The sequence below is a fragment of the Paraburkholderia solisilvae genome, from assembly GCF_902859875.1.
GTDB lineage: Bacteria > Pseudomonadota > Gammaproteobacteria > Burkholderiales > Burkholderiaceae > Paraburkholderia > Paraburkholderia solisilvae.
Genome location: NZ_CADIKF010000003.1, coordinates 1 through 19301 on the forward strand (window position 1 = coordinate 1; position 19301 = coordinate 19301).

A 19301-nucleotide genomic window follows, 5' to 3' on the forward strand; every position below is an offset into this window, starting at 1 on the left:
CGGGGCTGCTGGCCACCGCGCCGGGCGGCGAGCAGCCCCGCCGCGGCTCGAAGCTGCGCCGCCTCGCGCTTGCGTGGCCGATCGCCGCGCTCGTCGTCAGCCTCGTCGCGATCGCCTATTGGGAAGACCAGCAACGCACCGCGGAACTCGCCGATATCGATGCCGCGATGCTGAGCGACGACCTGCCGCTGTCCGCCTACCTCGATCACGGTTTCAACGCGTATCTGTCGCGCTCGCGCTAGGTCGGGGAGAGTTCACGGGTGAGTTACAAGCGCGGCCTCGCCGTTGTATCCGGATGCGTCATCGCGGCCCTGGTCGCGTTCGCCGCCACGTATCCGCGCTTTCATCCGTCGGCGCCGGCTCCTGCCGCGGCGCCGGCCAATGCGCCCTCCGCGGCGTCGAAGCCCGCGGCGCCGGCGCTAGCCGTCGACATTCCCGGTTTGCAGAAGGATGGGCCGCTGTCATGGTCGCGGCTCTCCAGCGCCGAGCATGTCGCGCTCGCGCCGTTCGCCGCGCAGTGGGACACGTTCAGCGAAGAGCGCAAGCGCAAATGGCTGAAGATCGCGTCGCGTTACCCGAAGATGTCGCCGGACGCGCAGAAACGCCTGCACGAGCAGATGGCCGAATGGGTCAGAATGACGCCCGAGCAGCGCCGCATCGCGCGTGAGAACTATCAGATCTCGAAGGGGCTGTCGCGCGAGACACGCCAGAACGCGTGGAAGGCGTATCAGCTGTTGCCGGAAGAGCAGAAGCAGCGGCTCGCCGCGAGCGAGCATAAACGGCGGCCGACGGTCGTCAGCGCACCGCCGTCGGGCAAGACCGAACTCAAGGACCTCAACCGGCTGGTCAACGGCAAGGATCGCGCGGCAAGCGGCGCGGCCGGCAAGCCGGGCAGCGGCGCGTCAGGCTTAAGCGGCGGAGCGACGGCTGCGCTCGCGTCGGCGGCCATCGCCGCGTCGCAGCCGGGCGTGCCCGCGGGTCCGTCCAGCGGTCCGTCCGCCCCCATCTACGTGCCGGTCACGCCGACCCCGGTCTCTCCGGCCGATGCGCCGGCGGCCTTCCACGGCTCCTGAGCGCCGGGCGACGACCGGCGTGTAAGCCGCCGGGGCTGCGTCTCTGGGTCTTTTCCCTGATTCCCGTTCCAGGTGTTTTCGCTGATTCTTCTTCCCGGGTCTTTGCCGAATTCTTGCGCGGCATGTCGGGTTCCGGGTTGCTGGCTGGCTTTGCTGGCGAGGTTTCCGGCCAGGTTCCCGGCCGAGCATGCAGATCAAAATGCGCGTTACGATTCGTAGCGCCGAAGCCGCGAACCTCGAACACAAACCTCGGCCCCGGACTGCCGGTCCCGAACTCAGGCCGGCCGCGGCCGGCCCCTGACTTCCCCATTCCCGGCGCCCATTTCACCTGCAGGGTGCGACGACTCGACTCGATGAACCAGCCCGCCTCCGCTCCGAACACCATGCTTTCCGACACCGGCGCATCGCCGGGGCCGACGGCTACCCCGCCAGGCTCAACGCCCACGTCACTGCCACCACCGGGCGTGCGCCGCCGCCTCGCGACGCTCGTCTATGAAGGCGTGATCCTGTTCGGCGTGGTGTTCCTCGCCGGCTACCTGTTCAGCACGCTGACGCAGCAACGCAACGGGCTCACGCATCGCGACTGGCTCGCGGCGTGGATCGGCATCGTCGTCGGCGTGTATTTCGTCTGGTGCTGGACGCACGGCGGCCAGACGCTGCCGATGAAAACCTGGCGGCTGCGCGTCGTGCGCGCGAAAGACGGCGCGCCGCTGTCGTGGACGCGCGCGATCGCGCGCTATCTGCTCGCGTGGCTATGGTTCCTGCCGCCGCTCGCGCTGCATCCGCTGCTCGGACTGTCGGTGCCGCATACGCTGGCGGCCGCCGCGCTCTGGTTCGTCGCGTGGACGGCCAGCGCGCGCCTGTTTGCCGACCGTCAATTCCTGCACGACCGGCTCGCGGGCACGCGCGTCGTCACGGTCGCGCGCTGACGCTCACGGCCGGCGCCGACGCCGGCGCGCGGAAAAGCGGCTGCGCCAGCACGCGCATGCGCGTCGTCCCTGATGCCGCTCATACCGCCGCCCATGCCGCCAACGCCGGCGCCGCCGTTGCCGCCCACACCGCCACGCGCGAGCGCATCGCCGACATCGCTACCGGCCAGCGCACTGCGCCGATCGCCGGCCCCACCATCGACAACGCCAGCACCGGCAACACCGCCCATCCCGGCAATGCCGCCGATGCCGCCACGCCGCTCGCCCGCATGCGCGATGCGCCGCGCCACGACTGCGCCGAGCGCGAACACGATCATGAAAATGCTCACCGCGTCGAGCGCCAGCGCGGTCCACGACGCGGCATTGCCACCGGGCGTGGTCGGCAGGATCGCAGTCAGCACGCTGCCGAAGCCCATCACCGAACCGATCGACAGATCGATGCCCGCGGTAATGATCACGAGCGTCATGCCGACCGACATCACGCCGACATTCGCGACCTGCCGGAACACATCGGAGAAATTCGCGGCCGACAGAAAAAAATTGCTGCCATCGGACGCATGCGGCGATGTCAGCGCGCCGAGCGCGAGCAGCACGATCAATCCCACGTAGTACTTCGCATTCGTGAGCCACGCGCGCAGCGCACGCACCAGCGCGGCGAGCGCGTGCGTTTCGGTATCCGAAAGCGCGGAAGTCGGCTCGTCCATGATCAGCACGCGCGCCTCGGCGAGCAGCGCCTTCGCGATTTCGCTTTCCCGACGCAAGCCGACGTTGCATGCGTATGACCGGCACACGTGAGCGGCACACGCTGACACGGCTGTATCGTGCGCGCCACACCCTCCTGTGGCGTAATAAGAAATTCCCGTGAATGTCACGGCTCCGTCATGCCGCAATGGCGCAATGCGGGTACTGCAACTCGACGCGCGAGCCATGGACTCCAAAACGTCCGCGACTTCCCTGTTCCGCCAGACTGGCCCGAGCGTCGACCCCGTCGGCTTCGGACCCAACGCCCCCTCCGCCGCTTCGATTCCTCTGCCAGCGATCCCGGATATTCCCGCCGCAAGCGACGCGCCGCACGACGACCACCCCGACGAAGTACACCGCTACCGGACCATCTGGCTGTCGGATATCCACCTCGGGTCGAGCGGCTGCCAGGCGTCGTATCTGCTGGATTTCCTGCGGCACAACGAGTCGGAATATCTGTATCTGGTCGGCGACATCATCGACGGCTGGCAGTTGCGCAAGGGCTGGTACTGGCCGCAGGCGCACAACGACGTCGTGCAGAAAATCCTGCGCAAGGCGCGCAAAGGCACCCAGGTCGTGTACGTGCCGGGCAATCACGATGAAGCCGCGCGCCAGTTCTGCGATCTCGCGTTCGGCGACATCCATGTGCGCGGCGAAGCCTTCCACACGACGCTTGCCGGCCAGCGCCTGTGGATCGTGCACGGCGATCTGTTCGACGGCGTGATCCAGCACGCGAAGTGGCTCGCGTATCTCGGCGACACGCTGTACACGCTGATTCTCGTGCTGAACCGCTGGTTCAACCGGATTCGCAGCAAGCTTGGCTTCCAGTACTGGTCGCTGTCGCAGTATCTGAAACATCAGGTGAAGAACGCCGTGAACTTCATCTCGTCGTTCGAGCGCGTGATGACCGACGAAGCGCGCCGCCGCGGCTGCGACGGCGTCGTCTGCGGGCATATTCACAAGGCGGAGATTCGCGAGATCGACGGCGTGCTGTATTGCAACGACGGCGACTGGGTCGAGAGCCTGTCCGCGCTCGTCGAGACGTTCGAAGGCGAACTGAAGGTGATCTACTGGACCGTGATGCGCGCGCCGCCGGTGCGCGAGCAGAAGGCCCGCGCACCCGCGTAGCACGCGGAAGTACAGCTCTCGCGCCGCTCGCGCGACGCATGCAGCGCGAGAGCCGTGCTCCCACGTTTACCTGTCTGTCCCACTTCTTTCGACAAGGGCCACACGATGAAGATCATGATCGTCACCGATGCATGGGAGCCGCAGGTCAACGGCGTCGTCCGGACGCTGAAGAACACGACGCGCGAACTCGCCGCGCTCGGCCATCGCATCGACATGCTGACGCCGCTCGAGTTCAAGACGATTCCGTGCCCGACCTATCCGGAGATTCGCCTGTCGCTGTTCCCGAAGGGCCATCTGCACCGGCGCATCAACGAGTTCGCGCCCGATGCGCTGCATATCGCGACCGAGGGTCCGCTCGGGCTCGCCGCACGCAAGTATGCGATCAAACACAAGCTGCCGTTCACGACCGCGTATCACACGCGTTTTCCGGAGTATGTGCAGGCGCGCTTCGGCATTCCGCTTGCCTGGACGTACCGCTTCCTGCACTGGTTCCACAAGGCATCGCTCGCGGTAATGGCGCCGACGCCGGTCGTGAAGACGGACCTCGAAAAATTCGGCTTCACCAACGTCGTGCTGTGGACGCGCGGCGTCGATCTCGACATCTTTCACCAGATGGATTCGAAGGTGCTCAATACCGCGCGGCCGATCTTTCTGTATGTCGGGCGCGTCGCGGTGGAGAAGAACGTCGAGGCCTTCCTGAAGCTCGATTTGCCCGGTTCGAAATGGGTCGCCGGTGAAGGTCCGGCGCTCGCCGAACTGAAGTCGCGCTATCCGGAGGTCAACTATCTCGGCGTGCTGTCGCAGCCGGAACTCGCGAAAGTCTATGCGGCGGCCGACGTATTCGTATTTCCGAGCCGCACCGATACGTTCGGTCTGGTGCTGCTCGAAGCGCTCGCGTGCGGCACGCCGGTCGCCGCGTACCCTGTCACCGGCCCGATCGACGTGCTCGCCGACGGCGGCGCCGGCGCGATGGACGAAGACCTGCGCGAAGCCTGCCTGCAGGCGCTCAAGATTGACCGCAACCATGCGCGCGCGTGGGCCGAGCGCTTCTCGTGGAAAGCGGCGTCCGAGCAATTCGCCGCGCATCTGAAACCGCTGCAGCGCAACGCATACCGGCGCGAAGAAAGCGCGGCTGCGTGACGCGCGGCTCACGCGGGCCCACCATTCCTATGCGAGCCAGACAATCGGACATGTTGCGCGCGTCGCCACGCGCGCAACATGATGACGACGTAAACCGCGCGGACGACGATCCGTTCGCCGACATCCACGACGACACGGCTGCGCCCTTGCGCAACGTCGAGCCCGCGGCGAACGGCGCGATGCATGCGGCGGATCGTGCGCAACCGGCGAACCGCGATGGCGACGAAGCAGCCGCACGCGCCGCACCACGCGAACCACGGCTGAACGGCAGCGTCGCGCATACGGCTGGCGAAAGCGCCGGCATCGCGGCCGATCCGTCGAGCATGCGCTATGCTGGGCAACCGATCACGCAGAGGAAGCCCGCAATGCGTTCCCCGTCGTCCACGCGCGCTGATTCCGCCGACGCTCACGAGCCGCTCGGCCCGGACGATCCGCTCGCGCCGCTGCCTTTCAACCCGTACAAGGGCAATCGCGGCATCACGCGCGCGTGGCATGCGATGAAGAATTCGCTCGCCGGCTTTCGCGTCGCGATCCGCGAAGAAAGCGCGTTTCGCCAGGAGCTGACGCTCGCGGCGATTCTCGTGCCGTGCGGTCTCGCAGTGCCGGTGGATCCGGTGTCGCGCGTGCTGCTGCTCGGCTCGGTGCTGCTGGTGCTGATCGTCGAGTTGCTGAACTCGAGCGTCGAGGCGGCGATCGATCGCATCTCGCTCGAACGTCACGAACTGTCGCGCCGCGCGAAAGACCTCGGCAGCGCAGCCGTAATGGTCGCGCTCTTCATGTGCGTGATGACGTGGGCGCTGATTGTCGGGCCGCTCGTCGTGCGCTGGATCGGCATGCTGATGCATTGACGGCGCGTCAGCCGTTTTCCCCGATGCACACCCCCCGCGTGCCCCGCGTGCGCCGCGCACACCTTGCGTTGGCCCGCGTGCGCCATCGCGCACACTCGCACGCGCCCGTATGCGCCCGTATGCGCGCGACATCACACGCTGATGCTTACCTACGCCATAAACGCGCAATGCATCGTGCGCCTGAATCCATCTCATCCCCTCCGGTAAAACCCTGAACAGACGGTCGTGAATTCGAACGACCGGTTTATAATCCTCAAATATTCTCAACAATATTTATTGCACCGGGCGGACCCGCCGCAGCGTCATGCGGTTTTCGTGTCGGCCCGGTCATTATCTGAGGGCAGGACGACATGGAAGCCAAAGCTCCCCGCCGTACGAGAGAACGGATACTCGAGTTGTCGTTGAAGCTCTTCAACGAGATCGGCGAACCGAACGTCACCACCACGACGATCGCCGAAGAGATGGAGATCAGCCCCGGCAACCTGTACTACCACTTCCGCAATAAAGACGACATCATCAACAGCATCTTCAGCCAGTTCGAGCAGGAGATCGAAAAACGGCTGCGCCTGCCGGACGACCATCGCGTAACGATCGACGAGATGTGGTCGTATCTGCAGTACATGGTGGAATTCACATGGCGCTACCGCTTCCTCTATCGCGATCTGAATGATCTGCTCGCGCGCAACCGGATGCTCGAGACGCACTTCAAGCAGATCATCAGCCACAAGGTGCGCTTTGCCGGACTGTTCTGCGAGCAGCTCGTCGAGGACGGCGAGATGATCGCGACGCCGGACGAGCTGCGCGTGATCGCGACGAACATCGGCGTGATCGGCACTTACTGGCTGTCGTATCAGTTCGTGATGAACCCGCGCAAATACAACGAGCCTGAATCGATACGCGCGGACCTGCATCAGGTGAGCGTGCAGATCGTGTCGCTGATGGCGCCGTATCTGCGCGGCCGCTCACGGCAGCTGTTCGACGATCTCGTATCCGGTAAGCTGCCGCAGCGCGAGTTCTACGACTATCTGCCGCCGCGCGAAGGCGCCGTGGTGGCGGGCAGCACCGCGCCGCAGCAACGCAGCGCGGTCAAACCCTGAGCGCGGCGCGCCGTCACGTTCGCGCTGTGCATGTCGCTCGTCGAAGCGACCTGCGATCGCGCCGCGCGATCGCGCACACACTCCGAACACCCGCAAACACTTTATCAAGCAGCAAGGATTCCAGGTAATGAAAGCAGTCTGTGTGTATTGCGGCTCCTCGAACGGAGCCAATCCCATTTATGCGGAGACCGCGCGCGCGTTCGGCCGCGCGCTGGTCGACGCGAAACTCGCGCTCGTCTACGGCGGCGGCAAGGTCGGGCTGATGGGCATCATCGCCGATACGGTGATGGCTGCCGGCGGCCGCGCAATCGGCGTGATTCCGGAGTTGCTGGTCGATAAGGAAATCGGCCATCACGGGTTGACCGAACTGCACGTCGTGCCCGATATGCACCACCGCAAAAAGATGATGGCGGACCTGTCCGATGCGTTCGTCGCGCTGCCCGGCGGCGCGGGCACGCTCGAAGAGCTGTTCGAGATGTACACGTGGGCGCAGCTCGGCTATCACCGCAAGCCGGTCGGCGTGTTCAATATCGCGGGCTTCTACGATCCGCTGATCGCAATGCTCGAGCACACCGTGCGCGAAGGCTTCATGCGGCGCGCCTACTTCGACACGCTGCAGGTCGAGAGCGACCCGGTTGCACTGATCGGCAAGCTGCAACGCTATCAGCCGCTGCTGGTCGACAAGTGGGCGCTGCACCGCGACAAGGTGTAACGCGGCCGCCATTCGGGCGCCCGTGCCCTTTCCTGATTCGATGAGGCACTCATGACTCAAGCCGTATTGATCACCGGCGCGAGCCGCGGCATCGGCCGTGCGACCGCGCGTCTGGCCGCTGCGCGCGGCTGGTCGGTCGGTATCAACTACGCGAACAACGAAGCGGCCGCGCGCGAGACTGCGGCGCTCGTCGAACGCGCCGGCGGACGCGCGCAACTGCTGCCCGGCGACGTGGCCGACGAGGCGTCGGTGATCGCCATGTTCGACGGTTTCATGCACGCGTTCGGCCGCCTCGACGGCTTCGTGAACAACGCGGGCATCGTCGCGCCCGGCATGCCGCTCGCCGCGATGGACGCCGCGCGCCTGAAGCGGATCTTCGATATCAATGTGTTCGGCGCCTACCTGTGCGCGCGCGAAGCGGTGCGGCGCATGTCGACGCAGCACGGCGGCGCGGGCGGGGCGATCGTCAATGTGTCGTCGGCGGCGGCGCGGCTCGGTTCGCCGAACGAGTACGTCGACTACGCGGGCTCGAAGGCCGCGATCGATACGCTGACGATCGGTCTATCGAAGGAAGTCGGCGCGCAGGGCGTGCGCGTGAACGCGGTGCGCCCTGGCCTTATCGATACCGAGATTCACGCGAGCGGCGGCCGCCCGGACCGCGCCGCGGTGCTCGGCGCGCAAACGCCGCTCGGTCGCGCGGGCACCGCCGATGAGGTGGCGGAAACGATCGTGTGGTTGTTGAGCGATGCGTCGTCGTATGTGACTGGCGCGTTGATTGATGTGGCTGGCGGGCGTTGATGGCTTGTGCTGACGGTCCGCATTGATGGCGGACGTTCCCTTCAGCAGTTGTCGCTCCGCGCGGCACGCCACGCAGCGCTTCAGAACGACGACCGCGGTCGACTCAAAAACGCGCGCTCTTCATCGGTCGACTCGCGACCGAGCGCGGCATTGCGATGCGGATAGCGTCCGAAGCGCTCGATCACTTCCGCGCGCCGGACCGCGAACCGGTAATACGACGGGTCGATCGCCTCGTTATCGAGCTCGCTGAAAAGTCGCAGCGACTCCCGCTGGCTCTCCATGGTCTCACTGTGCGAAAACGGCAGATACGCGAACGCCCGATGATACGGACCCGGCAGTAGCCGATCCGCACCCTTCGCGACCATCCGCCGCGCGATCGGCAACGCGGCCGGATCCGCGGCGAACGCGCGCGCGGTATGGCGGTAGCAGTTGCGCGAGAACTGATCGAACACGATCACCAGTGCGAGCGCACCGAGCGGTGTCGCCTCCCAGTCATCGAGTTCGCCCGCCAGCCCCGCATCGATCAACCCGCCAAAACGCGTACGCAGCATCGCGTCGAACGCGGCATTGCGCTTGAACCATTGCTTGCGGTTCACGCCGAATTCGGGTGAACCTGGCGCGCCGAACCAGCAGTCGAGCACGTCACGCGCGCGCGGGTCGAGCGCGGCATATGGGTCACGCGCAATCATGCGACGGCCCCGTTGCGTCGCCACGCAGCGACGACCTTACCAACACACTCACCGGGCAGCTCGCCTCCCGGCTCACACCAGCTCCAGCACGAGCCGCCGCGTGCGTGCACTTTTCTTCTCGAGCTTCGCGACGCGCAGCGCGCCGATCTCCTCGGTGTTACGCACATGCGTGCCGCCGCACGGCTGCAGATCGACCCCTTCGATACGCAGCAGACGCACGCGGCCAAGCCCCATCGGCGGCTTCACGCTCATCGTGCGCACCAGTTCGGGCCGCGCGGCCATTTCGTCGTCGGTGATCCATTCGGTCGCGACGTCATGCGCGCCGCCGACCAGCGCCGCAAGCCGCGCCTCGACCTGCTCGCGCTCGATCGGCTCGACCGTCGCCAGGTCCAGACGCGCGTAGTCGGTGGTGATGCTGCAGCCGTCGACCGGATACGGCAGCACCGCGCACACCAGATGGCTCGCGGTATGCAGCCGCATATGCCGGTAGCGGCGCGCCCAGTCGATTTCCGCGCGCACGTGCACGCCGGCCGCGAGACGCGCGAGCAACGCCTGCTGGCCCGGCGCGGGCACATGGACCGCATCGTCCGGCGTCGCGCCGTCGAACTTCGCCTTGCGCGTGTCGGCAATCTCGATGCGCGTGCCATCCGCGAGCAGCAGCGCGCCGGCATCGCCGGCCTGGCCGCCGCCAAGCGGATAGAACACGGTCTGATCCAGATGGATGCCCTGCTCGTCGACGGCGGTGACCGCCGCGTCGCAAGCGCTCAGGTACGCGTCTTCGCGAAAGAGTGCGCGCGTTGGCATGGGGGATCTCCTTGTATCGTTTCGAGTCTGTTCGTCGAAATTTCGGTAGACGAAGTATCGGTCCGCGCGTCGATGTCGCTGCCCGCCATCAACCCGGACGGTTACGCATCCAGTCCGCCGTATCGAAGAACGAACGCAGCAAACGCTCGCGCAGCGTTTCGGACAAACCGGCATCTTCCATCGCCCACGCCATGCAGCGCAGCCACTGGTCGCGCTCGCTCGATGCGATCGCGAACGGCAGATGCCGCGCGCGCAGCCGCGGATGGCCGAAGCGGTCTTCGTAGTGGCTCGGGCCGCCAAGCCAGCCGCACAGGAACCAGAAAAACTTGTCGCGCGAGCCGTCGAGCGTCGGCGGATGCAGCGCGCGGATACCCGCAAAATCGGGCTCGAGGTCCATCAGGTCGTAAAAGCGGTCGACGAGTTCGCGCACACGCGCTTCGCCGCCTACCAGCTCGAACGCGGTCGGTTGCGCCAGCGTTGCGTCGTTAGAGTCGGTCATACGGGAAAGACAGGTTCATTTACAAAAAGAAGGTGAGCGACGCCGCATGCGGGCATCCATCCCGGCGCGTCGGATCGTTGTGCCTCGTGCGTCACGCGTCGCGCAGCGATTGCAGTGCGGGACGCATCAGCACCTGCCGCAAGCTCAGCCAGCCGCCGAGGCCCGCGCACGCAATGCCGGCCGCCATACCGGCTGGCAGCAGCCACGGGTTGAACTCGAGATAGAACTCGAAGACGCGCGTCGCGAGCACCGCGCCGATCAGTTGCGCACCGAATGCGGCCATCAAACCGGACAGCGCGCCGACCACAGTGAATTCCGCGATCTGCACCGCGCGCACCTGCCGGTGCGACGCGCCGAGCGCGCGCAACAGCGCGGATTCTCGCATGCGCTCATCGCGCGTGCCCGCGAGCGCCGCGTAGAGCACCAGCACGCCCGCGACCAGCGTGAACAAAAACAGGAACTGCACCGCGTCGATCACCTGCTCCATCACCGCCTGCACCTGCGCGAGAATCGGTCCGGTATCGATCGCGGTCAGATTCGGATAAACGCCGATCAGACTGTCGATCGCCGCGCGCCGTTCGGGCGGCACATGAAAGCTGGTGATGAACGTTGCCGGAAAATCCTTGAGCGCGGCCGGCGGCATCAGCACGAAGAAGTTCACCTTGAACGAGCCCCAGTCGAGCTTGCGCGTGCTCGTCACCGGCGCGTCGATCGACAGGCCCGTCACGTCGAAACGCAACGTATCGCCGGGCTTCACGCCGATCAGCTTCGCGAGGCCCTGCTCGATCGAGATCTGCGGCTTGTCGGTCTCGCCATACCAGTGACCGGTTTCGATCCGGTTGTCGTCGGGCAGGTGCGTCGTGTACGACAGATTGAACTCGCGGTCCACCAGACGGCGCGCGTCCTCGCTCCTGTACGAATCCGGATTGACCGGCTTGCCATTGATCGCGGTCAGCCGGCCGCGCACCATCGGCGACGTCTGGAGATCGGGAAAGCCGTGCTGCGCGAGATACCGCGTGACCGCGTCGCGCTGTTCGGGCTGGATATCGATGATGAATTCGTTCGGCGCGTCAGCCGGCGTCGATTTGCGCCAGCCCGCGACCAGGTCGTTGCGCGTCATCGCGATCAGCAGCAGGCACATCAGGCCGATCGCCAGCGCGGTGATCTGCAGCGCGCTCGCGTTCGCGCGCCGTTCGAGCGATGCGAGCGCATAGCGCCAGCCGATACCGGCGGAAAAACGTTCGCTGCGCACAGCGCGCGCGGCGGCCCATAGCGCGGCGCGCGCGAGGCACGTGAACACGAGCAGCCCGCCCGCGAAGCCGCCCGCGACGATGCCGCCGAGCTTCAGTTCGCCGGCCGCGAGCACCAGCAGGCCCGCGAACAGCACGACGCCGAACGCGTACGCGGCCCATGCGGTGCGCCCCGCTTCGCCCCACTCGCGGCGCAGCACGCGCACCGGCGGCACGCGCGTCAACGGCAATAGCGGCGGCAGCGCGAAACCGAGCAGCAGCACGAGCCCCGCGGCGATCCCTTCGAGCGCCGGCCACGCGCTCGGATACGGCAGCACGACACCGATCAGGCTGCCGAGCCAGCGCAGCAGCACAAAATGCCCGACCAGGCCGAGCGCGATGCCCACCAGCGCGCCGCTCACGCCGAGCCCGACGAACTCGAGCACGAAGAGCGCGCGCAGCGTGCGCTGGCTGACGCCGAGGCAACGCATCGCCGCGCAGCTGTCGAGATGCCGGCGCATATAACGATGCGCGGCCATCGCGATCGCCACCGCCGCGAGCAGCGCGGTCAGCAGCGACACCAGCGTGAGGAAATGGCGCGCGCGATCGAGCGTCTGGCGCACCTGCGGCTGGCCGTCCTGCAACGATTCGAGCGCGACGCCGCGCATCTTGCCGCCGTCGACGCGCGCGTGCGCCCATTGCGCATACGACTCGACCGCCGCATCGCTGCCCGCGACGAGCAGCCGGTACGTGACACGGCTGCCGTACGTGACCAGACCGGTCGACGGCAGGTCGGCATCGTTGAGCATCAGCCGCGGCGAGAAATTGACGAACGCGAAGCCGCGATCGAGCTCCTTGGTGATCACCGCGCCGATCCTGAAGTCGCGGCCGCCGACCTTCACCGTGTCGCCGACACGCACTTTCAGCGTATCGAGCAGTTGCGCGTCGACCCAGACGGTGCCGGGCGGCGGAATCGACTGCGCCGGATGGTCGGGTGCATCGGGCGTGGGCGCAATGCGCAGCGCGCCGCGCAACGGGTAACCGGCCGACACCGCCTTCACGGCCGCGAGCCGCGACAGCGGCGGCGTGGCCGTCGAATTGATCATGCTCGGGAAAATTGCGGTGCTCGCGGTCTCCAGACCGAGCGACTTCGCCTGTTCGACGAATGGCGGAGCGACCGGATGATCGGCGCGCACGATAAAGTCGGCGGCAATCATCTGACGCGCATTGCGTTCGAGCCCCTGATGCAGCCGGTCGGCCAGAAAACCGACGCTGGTGAGCGCCGCCACCGCCAGCACGAGCGCCAGCAGCAGCATCGTCAGCTCGCCGGCGCGCCAGTCGCGCGACGTCATCAACACCGCCTGTCGCAGCAGGTCACCCAGGCCGAGCCGGCGAGCCGGCACGGGCAGCGAACGCTCGCGCGCCGCCGCGCCGTTTCCGATGTCACTGACCGGCGCGCTCAATCGTGGCGGCTCCGCGCGAAACGCGACACCATATGGGTCGCCATGCCGCGAAAGCCGCCTTGCACACCGCGCCACAGCCGCGGCAGCACCCAGCTCACGACCACCAGAAAGCCGACCAGCAGCACGAGAAACGCGACCGGCGCAAACAGCGCAAGCAGCAGCCCGCCGAACACCATGCCCTCTTCGGCCGTCGACGTGACGACGTTCGACACCGGTTCCGGCGACAGGTTGATCAGCGCACGCGTACCGGCCTTCGTCAGATGGGCCGTGCCGGCGAGCGTGCCGCCCGCGAGCGCGGCGACGGTCAGCAGTGCCGGATCGGCATGGCCGAGCGCGCCGGCTGCGAGCACCGCGCCGGCCGGAATGCGGATAAACGTGTGCAGCGCGTCCCACAGCGAATCGAATGCGGGAATCTTGTCGGCGAGGAATTCCGCGACCGTCAGCGTGGCCGCGACACCGATCACCCACGACGAACTGAGCGCGGACAGGGTGTCCGGAAGATGAATAAAGCCGAAGCGGGCCAGCAGCCCGGCGATCAGGACGGTCAGATAGAGGCGCAGCCCGCTGCCCCACGACAGGCCGGCTGCAAGCGAAAGGGGTTCAAGCATGGCCGCCTCCTGAGACGCGCGGTCCACGCGCCTCATGCTCCACACGGCCCGCAACGCGACGCACGCCGGTGCGCGCCACCCCGCCGAAGCCGCCGAGTCCGCACGGCGGCAGGCCGCGCGGGTCGAGTTCAGGTTCGAATGGGGTTCATTATAGCCACGTCATTTCAGAATCCGCCGAATGAAGGACGGAAGAACCGTGGCGAAAAGCGGACTTTCAGGGGTAAGTAGAGCGTATTTAAGCCGGTCGCTTAAAGCGACCGGCGCGTGAAATCCGGCCGGAAGTGCGTCTGGCGGGGCGTGCGGGCAGCGCGCACGCCGCATTGGCGACGGCGGCGGGTCATCCGGCCGCGGCCCGGCCGGGCAATATACCTGGGAACCCGCACTTCGGTTAAACGCCGCCAACCGCGCACCGGCGGTCCCGGCCCCGGGCCGGTGGTCAATCGTCAATGCCCGGACGACAGCTTCAGCCCGATCAGCCCGATGACGATCAACACCGCGCTCGCGATGCGCGGCAAAGTGACCGCTTCGCCCATCATCACGATGCCGAACATGAACGCGCCGACCGCGCCGATGCCAGTCCACACCGCATACGCGGTGCCGAGCGGCAACTGGCGCATCGCGAGCGCAAGCAGCACGAAGCTGCCGAGCGCGGTAACCACGGTGAATACCGACGGCCACAGCCGCGTAAAACCTTCGGAGGATTTAAGACCCGCGGCCCACGCGACTTCAAGCAGGCCGGCAATAAACAGAAGAACCCAGGACATGGGGACGCTCCCACAAAATGAATGGGGTCGTCCCCGTTGAAATCGAACGCGCAAGGCCGTCCTTACGATTTCGTAATTATATCAAACGGCAACTGGGCGAAGCGGGCGCGTATCCGCGAATCGATATAGTGGGGCGACGTGACGCGCAGCGCGCGGGCGGATCTCAGGGCTCAGGCCACCCCAACCAGCCGATACCCGACGCCGGTCTCGGTGACGATATGCTCGGGCTGCGCCGGATCGCGCTCGAGCTTCTGCCGCAGATGCGCCATATAGATGCGCAGATAGTGATGGCTCTCGACGTGCGACGGCCCCCACACGTCGCGCAGCAGTTGCCGGTGCGTCAGCACGCGGCCCGCGTGCCGCACGAGCGTTGCGAGCAGCCGGTACTCGATCGGCGTCAGATGCACGAGTTCGCCGTCGCGCCACACCTGGCGCAGCGCGAGATCGACCGTGACCGCGCCGAAATGCGCCTGCGGCGAATCGCTCGCGGCCGCCTGATTGCGCCGCCGCAGGTGCGCGCGAATCCGCGCGAGCAATTCCGATACGCCGAACGGCTTGGTCAGATAGTCGTCGGCGCCCGCGTCCAGCGCGGCGACCTTCTCGCTCTCCTGGGTGCGCGCGGACAGCACGATCACCGGCAAATCACTCCAGCCGCGCAGCTCGCGGATCACGTCGAGTCCGTCCGTATCGGGCAGGCCGAGGTCGACGATCACGAGGTCGGGCTTGCGCGTCGCCGCCTCGACCAGCCCCTGCTTGCCGGTCTGTGCGTCATGCACGACGATGCCCTCGCCTTCCAGTGATGCGCGCACGAAGCGGCGTATCTGTTTTTCGTCTTCGATCAGTACGACCGTGATGCTCGGATCACTCATGAGTAGGTTTCGCAAGAGTTGTCGGGGCCAGCGGGCGCGCGCCGCTTTCATCGTGTGGCGCAGCGTCCGCCGGTTCGCCGCCGGCGCCCGACGCATCGGCGCGAGGCGCACCGCCATCGGACGCTGCGCCGCGCGCGGCCTCGTCGGCGTCGGCCGCGGCGTCGTTGACCTCATCGGCCTCGGCGTCGTCTTCGTCTTCGAGCGCTTCGGGCACCGGCGGCGGCGTCTCGACCGGCAGCGTGAACCAGAAGCGCGCGCCTTCGATGCGGCCGTCGGCGGCAAGGCGATTCGCCGCGCCGATCGTGCCGCCGTGCGCATCGACGATCGCGCGGCAGATCGCGAGGCCCAGACCGATGCCGGGCTTCGCCGACTCCTTCTCGCCGCGCGTGAACTTCTCGAAGATACGCGCTTCCATGCCGGCCGGCAGACCCGGCCCGGCATCGTCGACGCTCACGCGCACAAACGGCTTGCCGTCCTCATCGATGCGTTGCGCGCCGATCACGAGCGGCGCGTCCGGCGGCGTGTACTTCGCCGCGTTTTCGAACAGGTTCGAAAAGAGCCGCTCCATCAGCACCGCGTCGAGCTGCAGCAGCGGCAGATCCGCAGGCAGCTGCACCTGCACCGGATGCCGTTCGAGCACGCGCCGGCAGGCACGCAACGCGGCGCCGACGGTTTCCTCGAGCAGCGACCATTGCCGGTTCAGCTGCAGGCCGCCCGCCTGCAGCCGCGCCATATCGAGCAGATTCGTGACGATGCCGGCCATGCGCATCGATTCCTCGTGGATCGCGTCGACGAGGTCGTCGATTGCTCGCGCCTGCTCGTGCGTCGCTTCGTCCAGCGCCTCTTCGGACGTGGCGTGCGCGGCCGCGCCTTCCGCTGCATTCTGCGCGGCGCGCGCCTGCGCGAGCATCGACGAAAAGCCGACGATGGTGGTGAGCGGCGTGCGCAGATCGTGCGAAATCGCGGACAGCAGCGAGTTGCGCAGCCGCTCCGATTCCATATTGACGAGCGCATCGCGCGCGATCTCGACGTAGTGCACGCGCTCGAGCGCGAGCGCGATCTGGGCGGCGAACGCATCGAGCATGCGCTGCTGCTCGGGCACGTCGAGCTCGTGCTCGTCCTGCATCTTTACCGCGAGCACGCCGCGCGTGCGCATCGGCGCCTTCAGCGGCAAGTACAACGCGAGCGCGGCCGGTAGGGTATCGGTGCCGTGCCCCGCGGGCTTCTGCTGGTCGTACACCCACTGGCCGACGTCGATATCGAGCGCCGCGCCGTCGAGCATGATCTGCGCGTCCGGGTCGTCGACTTTCTGCTTCACCTGATCCGCGCTATCGGGCAGCAGGATCGCAACGCGGGCGCGAAACACTTCGCTCACGTGACGGCTGCCGATGCCGATGATCTGCTCGGTGCTCAACGCGGCCGCGAGTTCGCGCGCCATCGCGTACATCGCGCCGGTGCGCTGCTCGCGACGCTGCGCGACGCTCGCTTCGCGGCGCAGGCTCGAGGTCAGATGGCTGATCACGAGCGAAGTGAGCAGCATGCCGAGGAAGGTCAGCAGATACTGCGTGTCGGTCACCGACAGCGACATGCGCGGCGGCACGAAGAAGAAATCGAATGCGGCGACGCTCAGAAACGACAGCACCACGCCCGGCCCGCGCCCAAGCCGCACTGCGGCGAAAATCACGCCGAGCAGATACAGCATCACGAGATTCGCGAGATCGATATGGCCGATCAGCAGACTCGCGACGAACGTGACCGCCGCGCAGATCGCGACTGCCCAGCCGTACGCGCCCGGCGGCGAGCGCCGCGCGCGCGCGGTGCGCAGCGCGTCGCGCCATGCGCTCGCGTCGTCGTTCTGCAGCAGTTCGCGGGCGCTGCCGCGCTCGGTCATCGAGCGGATCAGCGTGAGGTCGAGGTCGTCCGCGCGCTCCGCGAGGCGCTCGCCGAACGGCCGCCACAGCCAGCGCGACGCGCCGGTGCGCGACGACCCGCCGGCCACGAGCTTCGACACGTTGCGCACGCGCGCATAGCCGGCCAGCGTCGCAATCGCATCGGCGCCCGCGAGCGTCGCGGTCTCCGCACCGAGTTCGGCGGCCAGGCGCAGCGCATTCAACGTGCGTTCGCGCTGCGCATCCGGCAGCCGCTGCAGCTTCGGCGTTTCGACGTAGACCGCGATCCAGTCCGCCTTCAACGCGGCTGCGAGCCGCGCCGCCGCGCGCACCAGCATCGGCGCTTCCGGCCCGGGGCCGACACACACCAGCAGACGCTCGCGCGCCTGCCAGATATGCTGGATCGAACGGTCCGCGCGATACTCGCGCATCTGCGCATCGACGCGGTCGGCGGTGCGCCGCAGCGCGAGTTCGCGCAGCGCGATCAGGTTTCCTTTGCGGAAGAAGTTGCGCACCGCGCGCTCGGCTTGCTGCGCGAGATAGACCTTGCCGTCGCGCATCCGGTCGAGCAGTTCCTCGGCGGGCAGATCGACGAGCGTCACTTCGTCGGCGCGGTCGAATACGCGGTCGGGCACGGTCTCCCAGACGCGGATGCCGGTAATCTGTCCGACGATGTCGTTGAGGCTCTCGAGATGCTGCACGTTGACGGTCGTGTACACGTCGATGCCCGCGTCGAGCAGTTCGTACACGTCCTGCCAGCGCTTCGCGTGACGCGCGCCCGACACATTCGAATGTGCGAGCTCGTCGACGAGAATCAGTTGCGGCTTGCGTTCGAGCGCCGCGTCGAGATCGAACTCGCCGAGCAGGCGGCCGCGATACGTGATGCGCGCAAGCGGCAGCACATCGAGGCCGTCGAGCAGCGCGGCGGTTTCGCTGCGGCCGTGCGTTTCCGCGATGCCGACCACCACGTCGACGCCTTCCTCCTTGCGCCGGCGCGCGGCCTGCAGCATTGCATAGGTTTTGCCGACGCCGGCGGATGCGCCGAAGAACACCTTCAGCCTGCCGCGCTGGCGTCGTTCTTCTTCGCGCTGCAGTTTGCCGAGTAACTCGTCGGGATCAGGTCGATTCATGCTAGGAGTGGCTTCGATCGGTAGCGCTCGCCCGCACGCCGACGCGCCGGGTTGTCGCCACGTTGCAGGCCATGCTGCGCGCCACGCTGCAAAATGACAATGCGCTCATGGTGACACGTCCCGAACAGGCCTGGCAAATCGCGCGCCATCCGCGTCGGACCGGACACGCAAGCATGCCAAAAACAGGTTAAAAGCGAGATAAAAGCGACATCGGACGGCGCCATGCAAATAGGCATCGGGGCGGCGCCTCGTGAGCACCGCCCCGGGTCCTATGCAACGGCGCCGTTCAGCTCGGCTGCATCCCGTCCAGTGCAAGGTTCAGCTTCAGCACGTTGACGCGCGGTTCGCCGAGAATGCCGAACTGGCGGCCGGTCGTATAGCGGTCGACCAGTGCCTGCACATCAGCCGCCGGCAGATTGCGCACCTTCGCGACGCGCGCCACCTGGTAGGCCGCGGCAGCCGGCGTGATCTCCGGGTCGAGACCGCTGCCCGACGCGGTGACGAGATCCACCGGCACCGGCTGCGACATATCGGTGCCGGCGGCCTTCAACGCGTCGAGCCGGCCCTTCACGTTATCGGTCAGCGCCGAGTTTAACGGACCGATGTTCGACGCGCTCGACCCGCTCGCGTTGTACGGGTTCGGGCTGGTCGCCGACAGGCGGCCCCAGAAGTACTTCGGCGCATCGAACTGCTGGCCGATCAGCGCGGAGCCGACCACCTTGCCGTTCTGCTCCATCAGGCTGCCGTTCGCCTGACGGTTGAATACCGCTTGCCCGAAGGCGGTCATCACCGCCGGATATGCAATGCCGGTGATCGCGGTGAGCACCGCGAACAGCACGATCAGCGGACGAAACATGGATTTCATGATGGTTTCCTCAATTCAACACGCAA

Annotated in this window: 19 protein-coding genes; 9 read left to right on the top strand and 10 right to left on the bottom strand. The window is 66.8% G+C overall.

Annotated elements, in window-relative coordinates; all coding sequences use genetic code 11:
- From HV675_RS02720 to HV675_RS02730, 3 genes are all read left to right on the top strand, one after another.
- Positions 1–242, top strand: a 242-nt coding sequence (locus HV675_RS02720) for a DUF3619 family protein (RefSeq protein ID WP_175109228.1), incomplete at its 5' end; no start/stop codon positions are given.
- A gap of 18 nt (positions 243–260) precedes the next feature.
- A complete protein-coding gene (locus tag HV675_RS02725) occupies positions 261–1073 on the top strand; it encodes a DUF3106 domain-containing protein (protein ID WP_175109229.1) in 813 nt (270 codons plus the stop codon).
- A 353-nt stretch (positions 1074–1426) separates the two neighbouring features.
- The gene (locus HV675_RS02730; RefSeq protein WP_175109230.1) at positions 1427–2002 is read left to right on the top strand and encodes an RDD family protein; all 576 of its coding nucleotides are present in this window, start codon (positions 1427–1429) and stop codon (positions 2000–2002) included.
- On the opposite strand, the gene HV675_RS02735 is transcribed toward HV675_RS02730, so the two are convergent.
- Positions 1948–2763 (bottom strand): hypothetical protein, encoded by an 816-nt coding sequence (locus tag HV675_RS02735; RefSeq protein WP_175109231.1) that lies wholly within the window; start codon positions 2761–2763, stop codon positions 1948–1950. The genes HV675_RS02730 and HV675_RS02735 overlap by 55 nt on opposite strands.
- A gap of 166 nt (positions 2764–2929) precedes the next feature.
- Here HV675_RS02735 and HV675_RS02740 point away from each other — a divergent pair, with 166 nt between their 5' ends.
- The 6 genes from HV675_RS02740 to HV675_RS02765 all read left to right on the top strand — a co-directional run bounded on the left by HV675_RS02740 (position 2930) and on the right by HV675_RS02765 (position 8466).
- The gene (locus tag HV675_RS02740) at positions 2930–3871 is read left to right on the top strand and encodes a UDP-2,3-diacylglucosamine diphosphatase (RefSeq protein WP_175109232.1); all 942 of its coding nucleotides are present in this window, start codon (positions 2930–2932) and stop codon (positions 3869–3871) included.
- A gap of 105 nt (positions 3872–3976) precedes the next feature.
- Complete coding sequence (locus tag HV675_RS02745) at positions 3977–5011, top strand: glycosyltransferase family 4 protein (protein WP_175109233.1); 1035 nt, start codon at positions 3977–3979, stop codon at positions 5009–5011.
- Between the two features lie 29 nt (positions 5012–5040).
- Positions 5041–5859 carry a diacylglycerol kinase gene (locus HV675_RS02750; protein ID WP_377700514.1) on the top strand — a complete coding sequence of 273 codons (819 nt, stop codon included), beginning with the start codon at positions 5041–5043 and terminating at the stop codon, positions 5857–5859.
- Positions 5860–6209: 350 nt separating this feature from the next.
- Positions 6210–6956, top strand: coding sequence for a TetR/AcrR family transcriptional regulator (locus HV675_RS02755; RefSeq protein ID WP_175109234.1), 747 nt, complete (start codon positions 6210–6212; stop codon positions 6954–6956).
- Positions 6957–7083: 127 nt separating this feature from the next.
- Positions 7084–7668: an LOG family protein gene (locus HV675_RS02760; protein ID WP_175109235.1), complete on the top strand. Its 585-nt coding sequence runs from the start codon at positions 7084–7086 to the stop codon at positions 7666–7668.
- Positions 7669–7719: 51 nt separating this feature from the next.
- Positions 7720–8466 carry an SDR family oxidoreductase gene (locus HV675_RS02765; RefSeq protein ID WP_175109236.1) on the top strand — a complete coding sequence of 249 codons (747 nt, stop codon included), beginning with the start codon at positions 7720–7722 and terminating at the stop codon, positions 8464–8466.
- 80 nt (positions 8467–8546) lie between these two features.
- Here the strand turns inward: HV675_RS02765 and HV675_RS02770 are convergent, their stop codons facing one another.
- From HV675_RS02770 to kdpC, 9 genes are all read right to left on the bottom strand, one after another.
- On the bottom strand, positions 8547–9155 hold the full coding sequence (locus tag HV675_RS02770; protein WP_175109237.1) for a DUF924 family protein: 609 nt from the start codon (positions 9153–9155) through the stop codon (positions 8547–8549).
- A gap of 72 nt (positions 9156–9227) precedes the next feature.
- Positions 9228–9959 carry an alanyl-tRNA editing protein gene (locus HV675_RS02775; RefSeq protein WP_175109238.1) on the bottom strand — a complete coding sequence of 244 codons (732 nt, stop codon included), beginning with the start codon at positions 9957–9959 and terminating at the stop codon, positions 9228–9230.
- Between the two features lie 88 nt (positions 9960–10047).
- Entirely contained in the window at positions 10048–10458 is a 411-nt protein-coding gene (locus tag HV675_RS02780) for a group II truncated hemoglobin (RefSeq protein ID WP_175109239.1), read from the bottom strand.
- Between the two features lie 91 nt (positions 10459–10549).
- Positions 10550–13039: an ABC transporter permease gene (locus tag HV675_RS02785; protein WP_246270082.1), complete on the bottom strand. Its 2490-nt coding sequence runs from the start codon at positions 13037–13039 to the stop codon at positions 10550–10552.
- 107 nt (positions 13040–13146) lie between these two features.
- Complete coding sequence (locus HV675_RS02790) at positions 13147–13758, bottom strand: DUF4126 domain-containing protein (protein ID WP_175109240.1); 612 nt, start codon at positions 13756–13758, stop codon at positions 13147–13149.
- A 443-nt stretch (positions 13759–14201) separates the two neighbouring features.
- A complete protein-coding gene (gene sugE / locus HV675_RS02795; RefSeq protein WP_175109241.1) occupies positions 14202–14522 on the bottom strand; it encodes a quaternary ammonium compound efflux SMR transporter SugE in 321 nt (106 codons plus the stop codon).
- A 170-nt stretch (positions 14523–14692) separates the two neighbouring features.
- Complete coding sequence (gene kdpE / locus HV675_RS02800) at positions 14693–15391, bottom strand: two-component system response regulator KdpE (protein ID WP_175109242.1); 699 nt, start codon at positions 15389–15391, stop codon at positions 14693–14695.
- Positions 15384–18410: a DUF4118 domain-containing protein gene (locus HV675_RS02805; protein ID WP_175109243.1), complete on the bottom strand. Its 3027-nt coding sequence runs from the start codon at positions 18408–18410 to the stop codon at positions 15384–15386. The genes kdpE and HV675_RS02805 overlap by 8 nt, the downstream gene beginning before the upstream one ends.
- Before the next feature lie 286 nt (positions 18411–18696).
- On the bottom strand, positions 18697–19275 hold the full coding sequence (gene kdpC / locus HV675_RS02810; protein ID WP_175109244.1) for a potassium-transporting ATPase subunit KdpC: 579 nt from the start codon (positions 19273–19275) through the stop codon (positions 18697–18699).
- Positions 19276–19301 lie beyond the last annotated feature (26 nt).